The sequence below is a fragment of the Halanaerobium sp. ST460_2HS_T2 genome, from assembly GCF_003337665.1.
Taxonomy (GTDB): domain Bacteria; phylum Bacillota; class Halanaerobiia; order Halanaerobiales; family Halanaerobiaceae; genus Halanaerobium; species Halanaerobium kushneri.
Map to the genome: position 1 here is coordinate 240,956 of NZ_QPJF01000001.1, position 17,353 is coordinate 258,308.

17 protein-coding genes are annotated in these 17,353 nt (G+C 35.4%); 1 reads left to right on the plus strand and 16 read right to left on the minus strand.

What is annotated here, in order from left to right:
• Nucleotides 1–218: 218 nt before the first annotated feature.
• From DFR80_RS01095 to DFR80_RS01110, 4 genes are all read right to left on the minus strand, one after another.
• The gene (locus DFR80_RS01095; protein WP_114488973.1) at nt 219–1,082 is read right to left on the minus strand and encodes an aldo/keto reductase; all 864 of its coding nucleotides are present in this window, start codon (nt 1,080–1,082) and stop codon (nt 219–221) included.
• A gap of 192 nt (nt 1,083–1,274) precedes the next feature.
• Nucleotides 1,275–1,799: a cyclophilin-like fold protein gene (locus DFR80_RS01100; protein ID WP_199505746.1), complete on the minus strand. Its 525-nt coding sequence runs from the start codon at nt 1,797–1,799 to the stop codon at nt 1,275–1,277.
• Nucleotides 1,800–1,825: 26 nt separating this feature from the next.
• On the minus strand, nt 1,826–2,266 hold the full coding sequence (locus tag DFR80_RS01105; protein WP_114488974.1) for a cupin domain-containing protein: 441 nt from the start codon (nt 2,264–2,266) through the stop codon (nt 1,826–1,828).
• A gap of 219 nt (nt 2,267–2,485) precedes the next feature.
• Nucleotides 2,486–3,382, minus strand: a complete 897-nt coding sequence (locus tag DFR80_RS01110) for an AraC family transcriptional regulator (protein WP_114488975.1) — start codon at nt 3,380–3,382, stop codon at nt 2,486–2,488.
• 274 nt (nt 3,383–3,656) lie between these two features.
• On the opposite strand from DFR80_RS01110, the gene DFR80_RS01115 reads away from it, so the two are divergent.
• Nucleotides 3,657–5,411, plus strand: a complete 1,755-nt coding sequence (locus DFR80_RS01115) for a glycoside hydrolase family 2 protein (RefSeq protein ID WP_114488976.1) — start codon at nt 3,657–3,659, stop codon at nt 5,409–5,411.
• 158 nt (nt 5,412–5,569) lie between these two features.
• On the opposite strand, the gene DFR80_RS01120 is transcribed toward DFR80_RS01115, so the two are convergent.
• From DFR80_RS01120 to deoC, 12 genes are all read right to left on the minus strand, one after another.
• Entirely contained in the window at nt 5,570–6,814 is a 1,245-nt protein-coding gene (locus DFR80_RS01120) for an anaerobic sulfatase maturase (RefSeq protein WP_114488977.1), read from the minus strand.
• Nucleotides 6,815–6,862: 48 nt separating this feature from the next.
• Complete coding sequence (locus DFR80_RS01125; protein ID WP_114488978.1) at nt 6,863–8,365, minus strand: GGDEF domain-containing protein; 1,503 nt, start codon at nt 8,363–8,365, stop codon at nt 6,863–6,865.
• A gap of 235 nt (nt 8,366–8,600) precedes the next feature.
• A complete protein-coding gene (hisIE, locus tag DFR80_RS01130; protein ID WP_114488979.1) occupies nt 8,601–9,290 on the minus strand; it encodes a bifunctional phosphoribosyl-AMP cyclohydrolase/phosphoribosyl-ATP diphosphatase HisIE in 690 nt (229 codons plus the stop codon).
• 76 nt (nt 9,291–9,366) lie between these two features.
• Complete coding sequence (hisF, locus tag DFR80_RS01135; RefSeq protein WP_114488980.1) at nt 9,367–10,140, minus strand: imidazole glycerol phosphate synthase subunit HisF; 774 nt, start codon at nt 10,138–10,140, stop codon at nt 9,367–9,369.
• Nucleotides 10,133–10,861, minus strand: coding sequence for a 1-(5-phosphoribosyl)-5-[(5-phosphoribosylamino)methylideneamino]imidazole-4-carboxamide isomerase (gene hisA / locus DFR80_RS01140; protein ID WP_114488981.1), 729 nt, complete (start codon nt 10,859–10,861; stop codon nt 10,133–10,135). Before hisA ends, hisF begins: the two co-directional genes overlap by 8 nt.
• Entirely contained in the window at nt 10,862–11,467 is a 606-nt protein-coding gene (gene hisH / locus DFR80_RS01145; RefSeq protein ID WP_114488982.1) for an imidazole glycerol phosphate synthase subunit HisH, read from the minus strand.
• Nucleotides 11,468–12,055: an imidazoleglycerol-phosphate dehydratase HisB gene (gene hisB / locus DFR80_RS01150; RefSeq protein WP_114488983.1), complete on the minus strand. Its 588-nt coding sequence runs from the start codon at nt 12,053–12,055 to the stop codon at nt 11,468–11,470. It lies immediately after the preceding gene.
• Between the two features lie 12 nt (nt 12,056–12,067).
• Nucleotides 12,068–13,174 (minus strand): histidinol-phosphate transaminase, encoded by a 1,107-nt coding sequence (gene hisC, locus DFR80_RS01155; RefSeq protein ID WP_114488984.1) that lies wholly within the window; start codon nt 13,172–13,174, stop codon nt 12,068–12,070.
• A 68-nt stretch (nt 13,175–13,242) separates the two neighbouring features.
• On the minus strand, nt 13,243–14,547 hold the full coding sequence (gene hisD / locus DFR80_RS01160; RefSeq protein WP_199505747.1) for a histidinol dehydrogenase: 1,305 nt from the start codon (nt 14,545–14,547) through the stop codon (nt 13,243–13,245).
• Nucleotides 14,540–15,181 carry an ATP phosphoribosyltransferase gene (hisG, locus tag DFR80_RS01165; RefSeq protein ID WP_076544918.1) on the minus strand — a complete coding sequence of 214 codons (642 nt, stop codon included), beginning with the start codon at nt 15,179–15,181 and terminating at the stop codon, nt 14,540–14,542. Before hisG ends, hisD begins: the two co-directional genes overlap by 8 nt.
• Nucleotides 15,181–16,446, minus strand: coding sequence for an ATP phosphoribosyltransferase regulatory subunit (gene hisZ / locus DFR80_RS01170; RefSeq protein WP_114488986.1), 1,266 nt, complete (start codon nt 16,444–16,446; stop codon nt 15,181–15,183). The genes hisG and hisZ overlap by 1 nt, the downstream gene beginning before the upstream one ends.
• A gap of 235 nt (nt 16,447–16,681) precedes the next feature.
• Nucleotides 16,682–17,353: a deoxyribose-phosphate aldolase gene (gene deoC / locus DFR80_RS01175; protein ID WP_114488987.1), complete on the minus strand. Its 672-nt coding sequence runs from the start codon at nt 17,351–17,353 to the stop codon at nt 16,682–16,684.

The following is a 17,353-nucleotide window of genomic DNA, read 5'->3' on the forward strand; positions in this document are numbered from 1 at the left end:
CCCTTTTATTTATAAACTTCTTTACCATATAAGATCAATATAATTAGATCATAATAATCAAATTCTAAATATATAATCTAAAAATAAAAAACCCCGCCTCTATAGTAAATATAGAAACGAGGTTCTAAACTGCTTTATCATTCTGAGTAAGCAGAAGGCACATATTATTTACTTATTTCTAGCTATATAGCTATATAGTTATAGCATCAAGATTTTCACTACATTTCTCCTCCATATACAGGGAAGACACTGGCATCTCCATAATCCTCAATTTTCTCCATATTCTTTAAAAATTCCATATCCTCTTCGGAAATGCTGAAGTCAACTTCGGCATTACTTTTAATATGCTCTGGATTTCCGCTCTTAGGCAGAGGTAAAAGTCCAAGCTGCAGACCATAACGAATACACAGCTGTGGGATTGAAACATCATATTTTTCTGCCATTTCTTTAACTTTTTCATTTTTAAATAGTTCTCCGTGTCCCATTGGTGAATAAGCTTCAACAAGTATATCATTATCCTCTGAATACTGAATTAAATCATGTGGTGTATTACTAATATGAGCCAGAACCTGATTAACCATAGGTTTTACAGTACAGTATTCCAGAATATTTTCAACATCAACTTTTTCAAAGTTGGAAAGACCTATTGCCTTAACTTTTCCAGCCTGATATGCTTCTTCAAGTGCTTTCCAGACCTCCTTATTTCCTTCCAGATAATGATCTTCACCATGAAATTCAGCCCATGGTTTTGGACTGTGAATAATAATCAGATCAATATATTCAAGCCCCATTTTCTTAAGTGATTCATCAATTGAAGCTGCTGCCTCACCATATGACTTTAATTCTGCAGCAATCTTTGTAGTTACAAAGATATCTTCTCTTACAATATCAGATTCTTTAATTCCATCACCAACCCCACTTTCATTCTGATATGCCTGAGCTGTATCAATATGGCGATAACCAATTTCTAAAGCGTCTTTAACTACCTCTGCAACTTCGTCATTATCAATCATCCAGGTTCCTAAACCTAATTTTGGAATTTCCACTCCATTAGATAGAGTATAATTTTCTTCTAAGATCATAATTAATCTCTCCTTTCATATAATTAGAAGCAGAAGGCAAAACTGCCCCAGCTCCATAGTAATTCTAAAGATTTTCGTTAAATATTAAGTTAGTAAATTATCTTTTAAAACATTTTAGAATTCTTAAAACTACCCTTAATATTACTATAACACTTTAAGTTAACTCTAAGTCAAATTATTTAAAGAATAATTTTATTTATTTTTATGAATTTCTATTGTACCTGATAATGAGATAATATTTTCTCCACCAGATACTACCTCTCCAAGTTCGTATAGTCCTGAAGCTGAACCAAAATCACTGTAGAACATGATAACATCTCCCCAGGGTGCATAATAACCGAGAGTACCTTCTTTAGCATTGACCAGTGGTGTGTCTGATACATTAAGTTTATTTGCTGGATAAAAAATCTTTTCATTATTACTGTAATTTTCAACCTCAACAGTCATCGGCAGCTGTTCATAAAAAGATTCTGCAGCTGAACTATCATTTAATTTAAAAACTATTGTCTTTCCCTCTGATTCAACTCTAATACTCATTGCCATTTCTTCCTCCTCAGCTGTTGTGTCAGTACTTTCCTGACTAAGTTCCACGGCTGTTTTAGCTGCTGTTTGAGCATAAGTCTGCTGACTTAAAACTCCACTAAGTAAAACGCTCAGAAAAACAATAGATAATGACAGCAGCAGAACAAATAATAATTTTTCTAGGCTTAGCATCATCTTAAATCACCCTCTTCTGAATTTGCCTATTCTTCTAATTGCTTATATTCTTCATCAGAAACAGCTTCACACCATTCATTACCTGTATCCTCTCCTGGAACACCAAAAGCCAGATGGCTAAACCAGGAATCTGCCTTTGCTCCATGCCAGTTTTTAACTCCTGTAGGGATAGTGATTACCATCCCAGGCTCAAGACTTACCGGATCTTCTCCTTCTTCCTGATACCAACCGCTCCCAGCAGTACAGATCAGAATTTGTTCTCCACCATTTTTTCCATGATGAATATGCCAGTTGTTTCTACAACCTGGTTCAAAAGTAATATTGGCTATAAATACGGGATCTTCCTCATAATTTGTTAGCGGATTCAAAAAAGAGTCTCCCACAAAATACTTGGCAAACATCTTATTTTCCTGTCCTTTTCCAAACACATTCTCTTTATCAAATTCTTTTTCGTTCTCAATTTTCATTATTGAATTCCTCCTTATCAAATTTAAACTTTCTCAAGCTGACTAAATTAAGCATAACACCTTGAGTTAACTCTATGTCAACAATTATTTTTAAAATAATCTCAGCCAAGTTTGATTTCAATGAGTTTTATAACTAATAAATAGAAAAAAACTGTCCGAATTATTACTTGCCGGACAGCCATAAAATAAAGTATTATATTTGCGTTTAAGAAGTTATATTTAATCTGTCTTTAACTTTCTGTACTTTGATGGTGCTGTATTATTATGTTTTTTAAAGATCCTGCCAAAATGAGATAGGGTATTAAAACCTACTTTTTGACTAATTTGAGTAATATTTAAATCAGTTTTTTCAAGCAGAACTTTTGCCTCTTTTATCCTGGTTAAATTGAGATATTCGATAAAAGAAAACCCTGTTATCTCCTTGAATTTCGTACTTAAATAGCAGGAATTCAGAGAAAATTTTTCGGCAGCATAGCCTAAACTAATATCTTTATCATAATTTTTGCCGAGATATTGTGCTATCTCAGATATTGTTTTATGAAGAGGGCTTGTATGTTTAAAGTCTTTCTTCTCTTTTTTTAATATTCTTTTCAAATTATAAAGCAATTCTACCAGCATAATTTTTAGATGAAATGATTTTTCTCTTTCAGATTCTTTAAACTGCTTATTATCTTCTCTATTAAAAATAATATTCTGCCTGCTTTCTTCTAAAACTGACCTATAACTATTGTACTCAGCCAGAAGCTTCAATAACATCTGTTTAACCAATTCCTGACTTTTAATATTTAAACTAATGATATTATTGTTACTCCTAAAAATAGAGAATAAATCAATGCTCATTTCTGGATTAAATAAGCCGCTGAGATATTCTTCTTTAAAATAAATCATAATTTTTTCGTGATGAAAATCATCTGCATTTGAAGTATGGTGAAGAGCATTTTTATTTATTAATACCAGATCACCACTTTTAACATGATAGCTCCTATCTTTAATGAAATAATAGCGCTCTCCTTTGAGTAAATAATATAATTCATAATGATTGTGGTAATGCCTATTTTCCATCTCATATGACTGATTAAATTTTTGCTTTAACATCCAAAAAGATTTATCATTCATCGGATCATATAATTCTTTGATAAAAACCCCTCCTAAATATATGCAGAAAATTTATCATATAACAAAAAATATATCTGAGATTAAGCATATCTTTATCTTATACTCCAAAATATAAAAAATCAACAAAAAGAGAGCAGTCAATACTAAAAATATGCAGAATTTTTCTTTAATAACTAAAAAAATACGGAGATTTTAAGCTTATATTTATGTTAAAATGTGATTAAGGTAAAATTAAGCATAATATTTTTAAAATTTTATACTGGGAGGTATTAAAATGATAAGATTATTTGATCGTCATCAATTTAGAAAACAGAAAGAACTTTCGGGGTTATGGGATTTTTCCCCTATTGATAATAAAGAGGAACAGCCGGAAGATTATAACTATCAATTAAATGTACCTGGCTGCTGGGAAAACCATCCTGATTTTCTGACATATAGAGGACTGGGAGTCTACAGAAAAAATATTAGTCTTTCTGAGAAAACTAACCTGCGCCTGCTTTTTAAAGGAGTCAGCCATACTGCCGATGTTTACTTTGATGGTAAAAAAGTAGCTCACCACTATAATGCCTATACACCTTTTGACTGTATTCTAAAAGATGTTGAAAAAGGAGAACATGAGTTAAAAGTTTTAGTAGACAATTCTTTTTCTAAAGAGTCTGCCCTGCATACTCCAAATGATTACTATACATATGGAGGTTTAATTAGAAGCGCTGCTGTAGAGGAAATTAATGAAGCTTATATAAAAAGAATAGAATTTATTCCCTATCAAGAAAATGAAAAATGGAAAGCTAAGGTTGCTCTTGTTTTAGAAAACTTAACTGAAAACTCTTTAAAAATTAATATTGAAGCTCTTCTCGGAGATAAATATAACTTAGATTTTAAGCAGGCAGAAATTGCTGCAAATAGTCAGCTTAAAATAGAAAAAGATTTTGCTTTCCCAGAAGCAAAAAGCTGGTCAGCTGAAAATCCCAATCTGTATTTATTAAAAGCTAAACTCTATTTAGCTGCTGATGAGTCTGATCCTAAATCAAATGTTAAAGGAGAATTAATCGACGATCTGATTGATAGAGTAGGATTCCGTGAAATTAAAGTTGATGGAACCAGGCTGCTGTTAAATGGTAAAGAAATCCGACTGCTTGGTTTTAACCGCCATGAAGATCACCCTATGGTTGGAGCGGCAATTCCTTTCTCCTTAATGAAAAAAGACCTTGATCTGATAGAAGATCTGGAGTCCAATACTGTGCGTACTTCTCATTATCCAAATGATGAATTATTTCTTGACCTCTGTGATGAACGCGGTATTTTTGTCTGGGAAGAAAATCATGCCCGCGGTTTAAGCTTAGAGCAGATGCTGAACCCTAATTTTGATCAGCAGTGTGCGGATTGCAATAGAGAAATGGTACAAAACCACATTAATCACCCTGCAATTGTTGTCTGGGGTATTTTAAATGAATGTGCAAGTGCTGCTGAAGAAGGCAGAGAAATTTATAAAAAACAGTTTGAACAGATTAAAAAAATGGATCAGAGCCGACCTTTAACTTTTGCCACCCGAGAACACTTTAAAGATATCTGCCTTGATCTGGTTGATATAGTATCTTTAAATATCTACAGCGGCTGGTATGACTGGTTTTCAGATGATCCAGCGAAATATTATCAGCGGGAAAAGAAGTGGATTGATAAAAATGGTGGTGCTGATAAACCAATAATCATCAGTGAGTTTGGAGCCGGAGCAATTTATAATTTCCGCGAACCCAGCCGGGTTAAGTGGACTGAAGAAAGACAGCAGGATCTTTTAGATGAACTGCTCAGCTATTATCTTGACCAGGATGAAATTGTCGGTACATTAATCTGGCAGTTTGCTGACTGTCGGGTTAGTGAAGATGGTATTCCGGGTGAACCCGGTACTGCTGGTAATGCCTGGTTCCACACCAGACCCCGGAGTAAAAATAATAAAGGAATTGTTGATGAGTACCGCAGACCTAAATTAGCCTATCAAACCGTTAAAAGGATTTTCAAAGACGAAAAATAGTTGTCTTTTTAATAAAGATAGCTTAAGTCTTTAAAATATATTTACAAATAAAATGGTAATGAGTGTAAATAACAGGTTATACAGTAGATAAATAAAACAATCAACTCCTCCTTTTTGCTCAAATGGCATCAGGAGGACTTTTTCTTATTTCAAAATCATTATTGAGACTCCAAACAGCATTTTTTATATTTCTTTCCACTACCACAGGGACAGGGATCATTTCGACCAGTATCCCATTTCTCTTGATAAATTTTCTTCATCTCTCTTTTCATCAACCCTGGAGACTTTCTCTGCTTTACCATTTGGGACAGCCTATTCATAAAGGGGTCTAGATAAGCAAAGAAAATTTTATATCCCTCACAGAGATAATTAAGTTTATTTTTATCTCCTGTATCAATTATCCTATTTTTAGGGCAGCCGCCATTACAGAAAAATAAATACTCACATTCAAGGCACTTTTGATTTAAATTTTCTTTTTTGGCTCTACCAAATTCCTGCTGCTGATTAGAATTCATCATCTCTAAAATACTTTTCTCATTAATATTTCCTAGCTTATATTCAGGTTCCACAAAATGATCACAGGAATATAAATCTCCATTATACTCCATTACAGGTCCCTTACCACATTCTTTACTGAAAACACAAAGATTGGCTCCATATCCTGACCAGGCTGAGACTGCCTCTTCAAATATCTGTACATAAATATCACCCAGATCATCCAGCCATTCATTAAAAACTTTAATTAAAAATTTACCGTAATCTTCTGCTTTTACTGATCGAGAAGTTATATCTCCATTCTCATCTATTTCTACAATCGGTATAAACTGAATAAAATCGGCTTCAATTTCTTTAAAAAATTGATAAACAGCTTCCGGTTTTTGAGCATTAAAATCATTAACTACTGTTAGAATATTGTATTCTACACCATAGTTTTTAAGTGTTTCTATTCCAGCCATTACCTTTTGATGGGTATCGCTTTCAGCTTTATCTTTTCTGTATTTATTATGCAGTTCTGCTGGTCCATCTAGACTTACCCCCACCAGAAAATTATTTTCCTTTAAAAACTGTGCCCACTGATCATTAATTAAAACTGCATTGGTCTGGATTGAATTTTCTACTTTCCAGCCTTCAGGTGCGTATTTATTCTGTAATTCAACTGCTTTTTGGAAGAACTCCAGGCCTCTTAAAGTTGGTTCTCCACCCTGCCAGCCGAAATTTACCAACGGACCAGGCTGAGCCTCTAGATACTGTTTAATATATTTTTCCAGAGTCTCCTCTGACATCTGAAAATCATCTATCTTTGGGTATAGCTCTGTTTTTTTAAGATAATAGCAGTATTCACAGTCTAAATTACAGACTGGACCTGCAGGAAATGCCATTACATTGAAATATTTACTAAACATTTTAAAGCTCCTAATTTAAGACTTTCTAAAACTAAATATACTATTATATTAAAAACTAATCTCTATATCTTTTTTCTCTCTTTTAGCTTTATACATAGCAGAATCGGCATCTTTAATTAAAGCTTCAAGTTCCTGACTGTCATCTGGATAAAAACTAACACCAGCACTAACATTAATAAAAATTTCTTCTCCGTTCACAATTAATGGCTTCTTAAGTTCCTTGATGAGTCTTTTAGTTATCTTAATTATTTTATCTTTAGAACTTAAATCAGCCAGGGCAACAACAAATTCGTCTCCACCCATTCTGGCTTTTAAGTCTTTTTCTTTTAAATTATTTTGCATTCTAAAAGCAATATTTTTCAAAACCTGATCTCCGATATCATGGCCATGATTGTCATTAATTGTTTTGAATTTATCAATATCAATAAAAACAAGTCCAATATTATTCCCAGCAAAATCAGCTTTCTCTTTTAATTTTTTAAATTCTTCTACAAAATATTTTCTATTTGCTAAACCAGTTAGTTTGTCATGATAAGCCTGATGTTCAAATCGCTTTAGCAAGTAAACTACAATAGCTATAAAACTGGCAAATAATGCTGCCAGTAGAACTATGTTAACTGCAAATAGATTTCTGTGCCCGCTTATTTCTTCTCGCATAATCTGATCATTATATACAATTCCTACTACATAAGAATTCCATCCCTGCTCAGTTTTTTTATCACTAACTAACGCCGGAAAAAAGCGATAACTATAATGAACACCAGCTATCTCCTTTGAATTTTGTTGAAGTGAATTGTTGAGCACAGCCTCTCTTGCCAATTCTTCTTCAAACTCAGGTACATCTGGATTTAAATAAGGCTTTTTACTATTTCTGAGTTTTGCTACCTGGTGATTAACAGGCTCTACACTGTAAAAAGCAATATCTTCTACCAGCTGATATTCTTCTGTTAAAGCAGTAGCATCTTTAAAGAGATTCAAACTATGAAAAGAGGGATACTGATCTTCAATACTAACACTGAGCTCAAATAAGTATTGATTATCCGGACTTGGCATATAACTGTACTTCTTGATTTCTCCAGCCTGAGTAGAAATATCAATTCTATCGACTTCAAACTTGTCGCCTGCCATTCTTTCTCTTAAAATAGTAGCAAAACTACCAAATTTAGAGAAGTCAAGACCCAGATCTTCCTCATAAGTGGTTTTTATAATTTTTAAATCTTTATTTACAATATATATATCATAGCCAGCAAAATTATTCTGCAGTCTATCTAAATCCCAGTTCATTACCTCTGGATTTTCCCGATATTTTGCCACCAACTGCTCAGAATACTCCTTCATCTCCCCATTTAACTGCTGCTCGGCAATTTTATAAGCATTATTAATATAATTGACAGTCTGCAAAATATTTTTCTCGACCAGCTGCTGCTGACTGTTATATTTACTCTCTACAACTTCTCTAATATTAGTATATTGAGTTGAAAAAATATAAATCATGATCAGGGCCAGAAGTATTATTATTATGTACTTAAATCTACTCAGTAATTTTTCCACCAGTTCCCCTCCTACAGATGACACTTTTCCCGACTTTTCTTCTTAAAATTAACAAAAGTAAATTAAATCAATCATTTTACTATATTATAGCATAAAAACAGAAAAAAGGCAGCCAAAAAAGTAAGGTACCAGCCGCTCTGAAAAATAATCCAGGTGCTGATACCTTCAATTATTAAGCAAAATTATATTTTAACCAAATAGAAAATCTTAGCTTATAATCTGCTAAATATAAATTTTATTTATGTCTTTTTTTTAATTCATTTCTAATCTGAGCCGGATTGATTCCTCGTTCAGCCAGCAAAACCAGCATATGATATACTAAATCTGCAGTTTCTAGAACCAGCTCTTGATCTGGTTTATTTTTAGAAGCAATTATTACCTCTGCTGATTCTTCTCCCACCTTTTTTAAAATTTTATCTATTCCCTCTTCAAAAAGATAGGTAGTATAGGATCCTTCTGGCATTTCTTCTTTTCGACTTAAAATCAAGTTATAGAGAAAATCAATAACCTTATCTTCCTCAAACTCATCTTTAATATTCTGAGCCTGCTGCCCTAAAGCAGGAGATTTTTTCTTTTCACCACTGTTTTCAGCAATTTTTCGATAAAAGCAGGAAGTCTTACCTGTATGGCAGGCGGGTCCTGCTGGATCTACCATAAATAGAATCGTATCCTGATCACAGTCATAATATATTTCTTTAATCTTTTGAGTATTACCAGAGGTTTCTCCCTTATGCCAGATTTCCTGGCGGGAGCGGCTGTAGAAAACTGTTTCCTCTTTTTCCAGGCTGAGCTTAAGGGTTTCTTCATTTACATAAGCAACCATCAGCACCTCTTTTGTTTTATAATCCTGAACAACAGCAGGCATTAAACCCTGCTGATTAAATTTAAAATCAATCTCATCTAATTTATCAATTACTTCTAACACTCGACCACCATATCCTTTCTGCTGAACAACTTTAAAAACTCCTAATATCCGTTATTATTTTTTCTATTAAAATCTATTACTTCTTAGCTTCAATTCTAACTGGTATCTTTGCCTTTGCAAGCTCTTGCTTGACATCCTTAATCGCTATTTCTCCAAAATGAAAAATAGAAGCCGCCAGAGCAGCATCTGCTCCTGTTTTAGTAAATACATCTTTAAAATGCTGAATATTACCTGCTCCACCAGAGGCAATTACTGGTATATTAACTGACTCAGTTACAGCTTTAAGCATTTCCAGATCAAAACCATCTTTAGTTCCATCAGCATTGATACTGGTCAGCAGAATTTCTCCTGCACCAAGCTCTTCCAGCCTTCTAACCCATTCTATTAAATCAATTCCGGTCTCTTTACTTCCACCATGAATAAAAATTTCCCAGCCTGCTCCATTTTCTTTTTTGGCTGCATCAACAGCTCCAACTATACATTGAGAACCAAATATCTTTGCACCTTCCCTAACCAACTCTGGATTTTTGACTGCAGCTGAATTAACCGAAACTTTATCAGCTCCAGCCCGGAGAATAAACTGCATATCCTCTACCGTTCTTATTCCTCCACCGACAGTAAGGGGAATAAAAACCTGAGCAGCCACTTTTTCCACCAGTTCTGCTAGAGTCTTACGCTTTTCTTTAGTTGCTGTAATATCCAAAAATACAAGCTCATCTGCCCCCAGATCATTATATTCTTTTGCAGACTCTACTGGATCTCCAGCATCTATTAAATCAACAAAATTAACACCTTTAACAACTCTACCATCTTTAATATCAAGACAGGGAATAATTCTCTTTTTAAGCATCTTTTTCACCCAGCTTTGCTAAGACTTCTTTTAAATCAACTTTTCCCTGGTAAATTGCCTGACCGGTAATCGCACCATAAAAATTTTCTGCAGCCAGATCATATAAATCCTGATTGCAGCTTATCCCGCCAGAAGCAATAATATTTAAATCTGTCTCAGTCTGTAATTTTTTTAGGCCCTTAAAATCCGGGCCACTCAGCATACCGTCTCTACCAATATCAGTATATAGTATGTATTTTACTCCTAATTTTTCCATCTCTTTTGCAAAATCCAGCATATCCTTTTCACTTGCTTCCAGCCAGCCAGAAGTTGCAACTTTCCCATCCCGGGCATCAATACTAACCAGAATACTCGCTGCTCCAAATTCTTCTATTATTTCTGCCAGCAGTTCCGGATTCTTTACAGCCAGAGTACCAATAATTACTCTCTTAACCCCCAGATTTAGCAGACGCTTGACATCTTCTTTTTTTCTGATTCCGCCGCCGGTCTGAATTTTAAGTTCTGTTTCTGCTGCTATCTTCTTAATTACAGCGAGATTTTGACTTACTCCCTGAGAAGCTCCATCCAAATCAACCAGATGCAGCCATTTTGCTCCTTTGGCAGCAAATTCCCTGGCAACTGCCAGTGGATTCTGACTGTAAACTGTTTTACGCTCAAAATCCCCCTGTTTTAGTCTGACTACCTCAGCTGCTTTTAAGTCAATTGCCGGTAATACTATCATCTATAACAACTCCCTAAAATTCTTCAAAAGTTTGATCCCGTTATCTCCACTTTTTTCTGGATGAAACTGCAGTCCAATTACATTATCTTTTCTGACTACTGCTGGTACGGTAGTCCCATAGCCAACTGTAGCCAGTACATCCTCTGTCACTTTATCTAGCTGATAGGAATGGACAAAGTAAAAATGAGGGTTTTCCGGCAGACCATTAAATAAGGGATCATTTTTTATAATATCCAGTTGATTCCAACCCATGTGGGGAATTTTATAGTGGCTGTCCATTTTGACAACATCACCCTTTAAAAGTCCAAGTCCAGGAGTCTTCTGATCCTCATATCCCCATTCAAATAAAAGCTGCATCCCCAGACAGATACCTAAAAATGGCTTTCCTGTTTTTACAAATTGATCAATAAAATCTATAAATCCATCTCTTTTTAACCTCTCCATAGCTCCGGGAAAAGCACCTACTCCCGGTAAGACTAAAGCATCATATTTTTTTATTTCTTCTTTTTTACCAGTTTCCAGAATAACTGTTTCTTCCCCCACAAACTCCAGTGCTTTTTGAATACTATTTAAATTGCCTGCTCCATAATCAATTATTGCTATCACTTAAAGCACACCCTTTGTGGAAGGAATTTTATCTGATTCAATCCGGACTGCATCCTTTAAAGCTCTGGCCAGCGCCTTAAAGACTGCCTCAACCTGGTGATGACAATTATCACCATGCAGAATCTCCAGATGAAGAGTAATCCCGGCATTAAAAGCAAAGGCCCGCATAAACTCTACCACCATTTCTGAGGGGAAATCTCCCACCATCTCTCTTGAAAAAGGTAAATCTGTATATAGGTAGGGGCGGCCACTGATATCAATAACTGCTCTGACTAAAGTCTCATCCAGAGGAACTAAAGCACTGCTAAAGCGGCTAATTCCTTTTTTATCTCCCAGAGCCTGAGCAAAAGCTCTACCAAGAGCAATCCCGGTGTCTTCTATTGTATGATGCTGATCAATATGAAGGTCCCCTTTTACCGAAAGCTCTAAATCAATATCACCATGACGGGCGATCTGATCCAGCATATGATCAAAAAAACCAACACCTGTTTTGATATCACTTCTACCTTCTCCATCCAGATTAACGCTGGCAATAATCTCAGTTTCTTTAGTTTTACGCTGTTCAACTGCTACCCGATCTCTACTCATTATAAATCACTCCTAGTTTTTCGCTTTAAATTCTTCAAAAGCTTTGAGTACAGCTTTATTTTCTTCCCTACTGCCAATAGTAATTCTAATTGCTGCCGGTACCTTTGCATATGATCTAATCTTAATTCCCTGCTGATTTAAAATGTTTTTAAACTCTTTAGTTTTTTCTCCCTCAATATAAATGAAATTAGCCATTGAAGGATAAAGCCGCCATCCCTGATATTGATTTAATTTCTGATACATCTTCTGCCTCTCGCTTTTGATTAAATTAATTCTTTCTTTTATAATATCATTATTTTCAAGGATTAAACAAGCCAGAATATCAGTTAGGCTATTTAAATTGTATGGTTTCAAAACTTTTTCTAATTCTTTTACCAGAACTCTATTTCCATAAAGGTAACCAAAACGAATACCGGCCAGGCCAAAAGCTTTGGAAAAAGTTCGAGTAACAGCTAGATTAGGATAGTCTTCAACCTCAGGCATCAAATCAAAGTCATTAAAGTCAGCATAGGCCTCGTCAATGATCAGTGGTCCCGAAAAATAATTTGCTAAACTTAAGATCATTTCTCGAGAAATAATTTCCCCGGTGGGATTATTGGGAGAACAGAGAAAAATTAGCTTGGGCTCAAATTCATCAATTTTAGCCTTTAAATTTTCAAATGTGAAATCATCATTCAGCGGTACTTCTTTATATTTACCGCCACTTAATTCTGTAAAATACTGATACATTGAAAATGTAGGCGCCTGAGATAAAACCACATCTCCTGGTTCGACAAAAGTTCTTATTAACATATCCAGCAACTCATCAGAACCATTACCGACAATTATTTCTCCTGTACTTACCTCTTTATTTAATTCCTGACTCAAATAACTGGCCAGTGTCCGCTGCAGACGCTCAGAATAAATTTCCGGATAGCGGTTAATATCATGCTGATCAAATTCTTCTTTAAATTTCTCCTTAATTTCTACCGGCAGATCAAAAGGAGATTCATTACCAGATAAATTTATCTTTACCTCAAAATTATCCTCCTCTCCTCTATATGGAGATATCGCCCTGACTTCAGGCCTCAACAGCTCTTTTAAAGCTTCTTCCTTCTTATTTAAATTATTACTGCTCATTATTTCCTCCTTTAATATTGCTGGTTCAAGATTGAATGTAGCTTTTACCTAAGTTTGAATCTTAAATCTTATTGATCCTGCTTTCTTATTTTTATCGAATTGGCATGAGCATCAAGACCTTCTCCTTCTGCCAGACAGATTACATCATCACTTGCTTCCTTAAGTGCCTCTTTACTGTAGTGAATAAAACCAGAATATTTAACAAAGTCCCGAACAGATAACGGAGAAAAGAATCGGGCTGTGGAATTAGTCGGCAGAACATGATTGGGCCCTGCATAATAGTCACCAATTGGTTCCGGTGTATATTCCCCCAGAAAAATTGAACCTGCATTTTCTACCGCCGGCAGCAGTTCAAATGGATTTTTGACTGCTAATTCTAAGTGCTCTGGTGCTACCAGATTAATCATTTCTAAAGCTGCCTCCTGATTTTCGACCTCAATCATCAGACCAAAATTTTCCAGTGATTCTTTGATAATATCCTTTTTACTCATTTCTTTAATCTGCTTTTCCAATTCCTCCTTAACTTTATCAATTAACTCCGGAGCATCTGTCACCAAAATTGAAGAAGCAAGCGGATCATGCTCAGCCTGGCTCATTAAGTCCGCAGCAATATAGGCCGGGTTAGAATCTTTTTCTGCCATGATCATAATCTCACTTGGTCCTGCAATCATATCAATCTTTACCTGTCCAAAAACTAATTCTTTAGCCATTGAAACATAAATGTTGCCTGGACCAACAATAATGTCAACTCCGGGAATAGTCTCAGTCCCATAAGCTGCTGCTGCAACTGCCTGAGCCCCACCAATTTTAAAAATCCTATCTACTCCAGCAATTTTTGCGGCAGCCAGAATAACTGGACTTACCTCCCCTTCCTTATCAGGAGGTGTCAGCATAATAATTTCTTCGACACCAGCCACTTTTGCCGGAATTACAGTCATCAACACAGATGAAGGATAGGCAGCTCTGCCGCCGGGAACATAGACGCCTGCTCTTTTGAGAGGCTGACAGATCTGTCCTGTTATAATCCCTGGTTTTTTCTGTTTCTGCCAGGACTTATCTTTCTGTTCAGCATGAAAATCCTTAATATTTGCTGCCGCATTTTTTAAAGCTTTTATAAAATCTTGATCTACTTCTTTCAAAGCAGCTTCAATTTCTGCCTCTTCTACCTCCAACTCTGAAGCTTCAAAGTCTACCCCATCAAAGCGAGAAGTATATTCTAAAACTGCCAGGTCTCCATTTTTTTGCACATTCTTTAAAATCCCTGCTGCAGTCTCTCTATATTTAGCCAGATTATCACCGGAACGACTATTTAAAAGTTCTTTAACCTGCTCAACATTTTTACGACCATTGCTAATTTTTTTTAATTCAAGCATTACTATCATCCCCACTGACTACTTCGTCTAAAGCTTCAATAATTGCAGCTATCTCATCCTGCCTGGTCTTCATACTCACTTTATTTACAACCAAACGAGCAGATAAATCTCTGATACTCTCATAAATCACCAGACCATTTTCTTTTAATGTTCTTCCTGTTTCCACAATATCTAAAATAGTATCCGCCAGACCTGTAAGTGGGGCCAGCTCAATCGAACCATTAAGTTTAATAATTTCTACTGGTTCTCCTTTACTGCGGAAATAACGTCGGGTAAAATCTGGATATTTAGTCGCTACTTTTCGTTCAAGCAAAGTATCTTTTCTGTCCGGTAATCCCGCCAGGGCAAACTCACAGACTCCATATTCTAAATCAAGTACCTCATATAAATCTCTATTTTCCTCCAGTAAGGTGTCTTTACCTACAATTCCCAGATCAGCTGTACCATATTCTACATAAATTGGTACATCAGCCGGCTTAACCAGAATTATTTCGAATTTTTCACTCTCAATTTCGAAAATTAGTTTGCGTGATTTTAGCATATTTTCAGGTAAGTCATATCCAGCCTGACGAAAGAGTTTAACTGCTTCTTTAGCCAGCCTCCCCTTGGCCATAGCAATACAGAGATTGTCCATTATTCCCACTCCTCTATTTTATTTAAAATTAAGTACTCCAGAGCTTCTTTTTGGTTTCTTTCAATTACAGCACTGGCACCACCATTTTGTTTTAATTCCAGTTTATCAGCTTCCAGGCAAATTTCGAAATTTACCTGCTGAAAATCTAAATACTCTTTATTGGCACCATTATATACTTCAGCTACAAAGCCAGCCCTTCTTAAATCTTCTGCTAGCTCAAAAGCAAGCTGCATATCTGAATCTGACTGATAAGAGAGCAAAAATCTTTTTTCCTGATCCTCAGCAAAGTTCTCCGTTCTATTTAAATAATCAAGCAAATTTTCAATTTCAAGAGCAAATCCAACAGCCGGTTCTTCTACTCCAAATTTTTCAGTTAGATTATCATAACGACCACCACTGGCCAGCAAATTACTGTATCCCCGGGCATAACCCTTAAAAATCAGCCCGGTATAATAACCATGACGCGAAATCAGCATTGGATCAAAAGTAATATAATCCAGTAATTCTAATTCTTTTAATCTGGAAAAAAGACCGGACAGAGTTTTTAAGACTTCTTTTGTTTCTTGGGATAAAGGCATTTCTTTCATTACTTCAATTACCTTTTTAGGAGATCCAAAAAGAGAAGGAAGTCTCAATAATACATCTTCTGCATCCTCCGAAAGCTCAACTTTTCTCAAATAATTCTTTACACCTATTTTATTTTTAGCTGCCAGCAATTTACGCAGCTCTACTTTTTCATTTTCAGCAATTTTTAAGTCTGCAAAAATTTCATTAATCAAATCTGCATGGCCTATATCAATCAGAGGAGCTTCTACTCCCACTTTCTTTAAAGTCTTAATTAAAAGCATAATCATTTCCAGATCAGATTCCAGACTGGCAGAACCAATTAGTTCTACACCGGCCTGAGTCTTTTCCTTTAAACTTAAACTCTGGGAATTTTTTGATTGGAAAGCAGAACTTAAATAAGAAAATTTTAAAGGCCGGGGGCTATCCTGAAAACGACTTGCCGCCAGACGAGCTATCGGCATTGTTAAATCAGGCCTTAAAACTAAAATCTGGCCCCTATCATCAACAACTTTAAACATCTCACTTTTATCAACCAGACCCTCTATACCTGCATACAATTCTAAAGATTCCAGGGTTGGTGTAATGACTTCCCGATAAGCATTGGCTTCAAAAACCTCTCTGATAGTCTGATAGATAACTCTTCTTTTTCTAAGTTCTGCCGGCAAAATATCTCGAACACCTTCTACAAATGCATTCATCTATAGCAACCTCCCGTTTAATTTAGTCCTTTATCATATTAAAGTATTAAAATGTTGTATCTATTATATTGATTATGTTCTCTACTGTCAAGTCTTTTAGCAAATTTCCTATTCTGTCTTAATTTTAACACTATTTAAGCTAAATTTAAAACTTAAAAACCTGCTGGAAAATATCAGCTCCAGCAGGTCTCCTTTTAAAAGTATTTAGCTTTATATCTAGCAAAAATTTATCATTTTAATAATCAGAATTTACTTCATCACCTTCGATAATTTGTACACCGGAACTGGCTCCAATTCTGGTTGCTCCTGCTTCAATCATTGCTTTAGCTTCTTCCAGACTGTGAATTCCGCCTGATGCTTTAACTCCCATTTCTTTACCAACAGTTTTTCTCATGAGAGTTATATCTTCTACAGTAGCTCCTCCACTGCCAAAACCAGTAGATGTTTTAACAAAATCTGCTCCAGCTTCTTTTGCCAGTTCACAGGCTTTAACCTTTTCTTGATCTGTTAAATAGCAGGTTTCGATAATTACCTTGACCAGCTTATCACCGGCAGCCTCAACAACTGCTTTGATATCATTTTTAACCAGCTCATAATCTCCTTCTTTTAAAGCTCCAACTTTAATCACCATATCAAGTTCATCTGCCCCTTCGGCTGCTGCTATTTCGGCTTCTGCAACCTTAGTCATAGTTGCATTAACTCCAAGGGGAAAACCAATTACTGTACAGACTTTTACCGGAGAATCAGCAAGTTCTTCAGCCATTAAAGTCACCTGGTCCGGGTTAGCACAGACTGAAGCAAAATTATATTCTTTTGCCTCTCTGCATTTTTCCCTCACTGCTGCTTTAGTTACTTCTGCTCCTAAAATAGTATGATCAATCATCCCTGCAATTTCTTTTTTATTCAT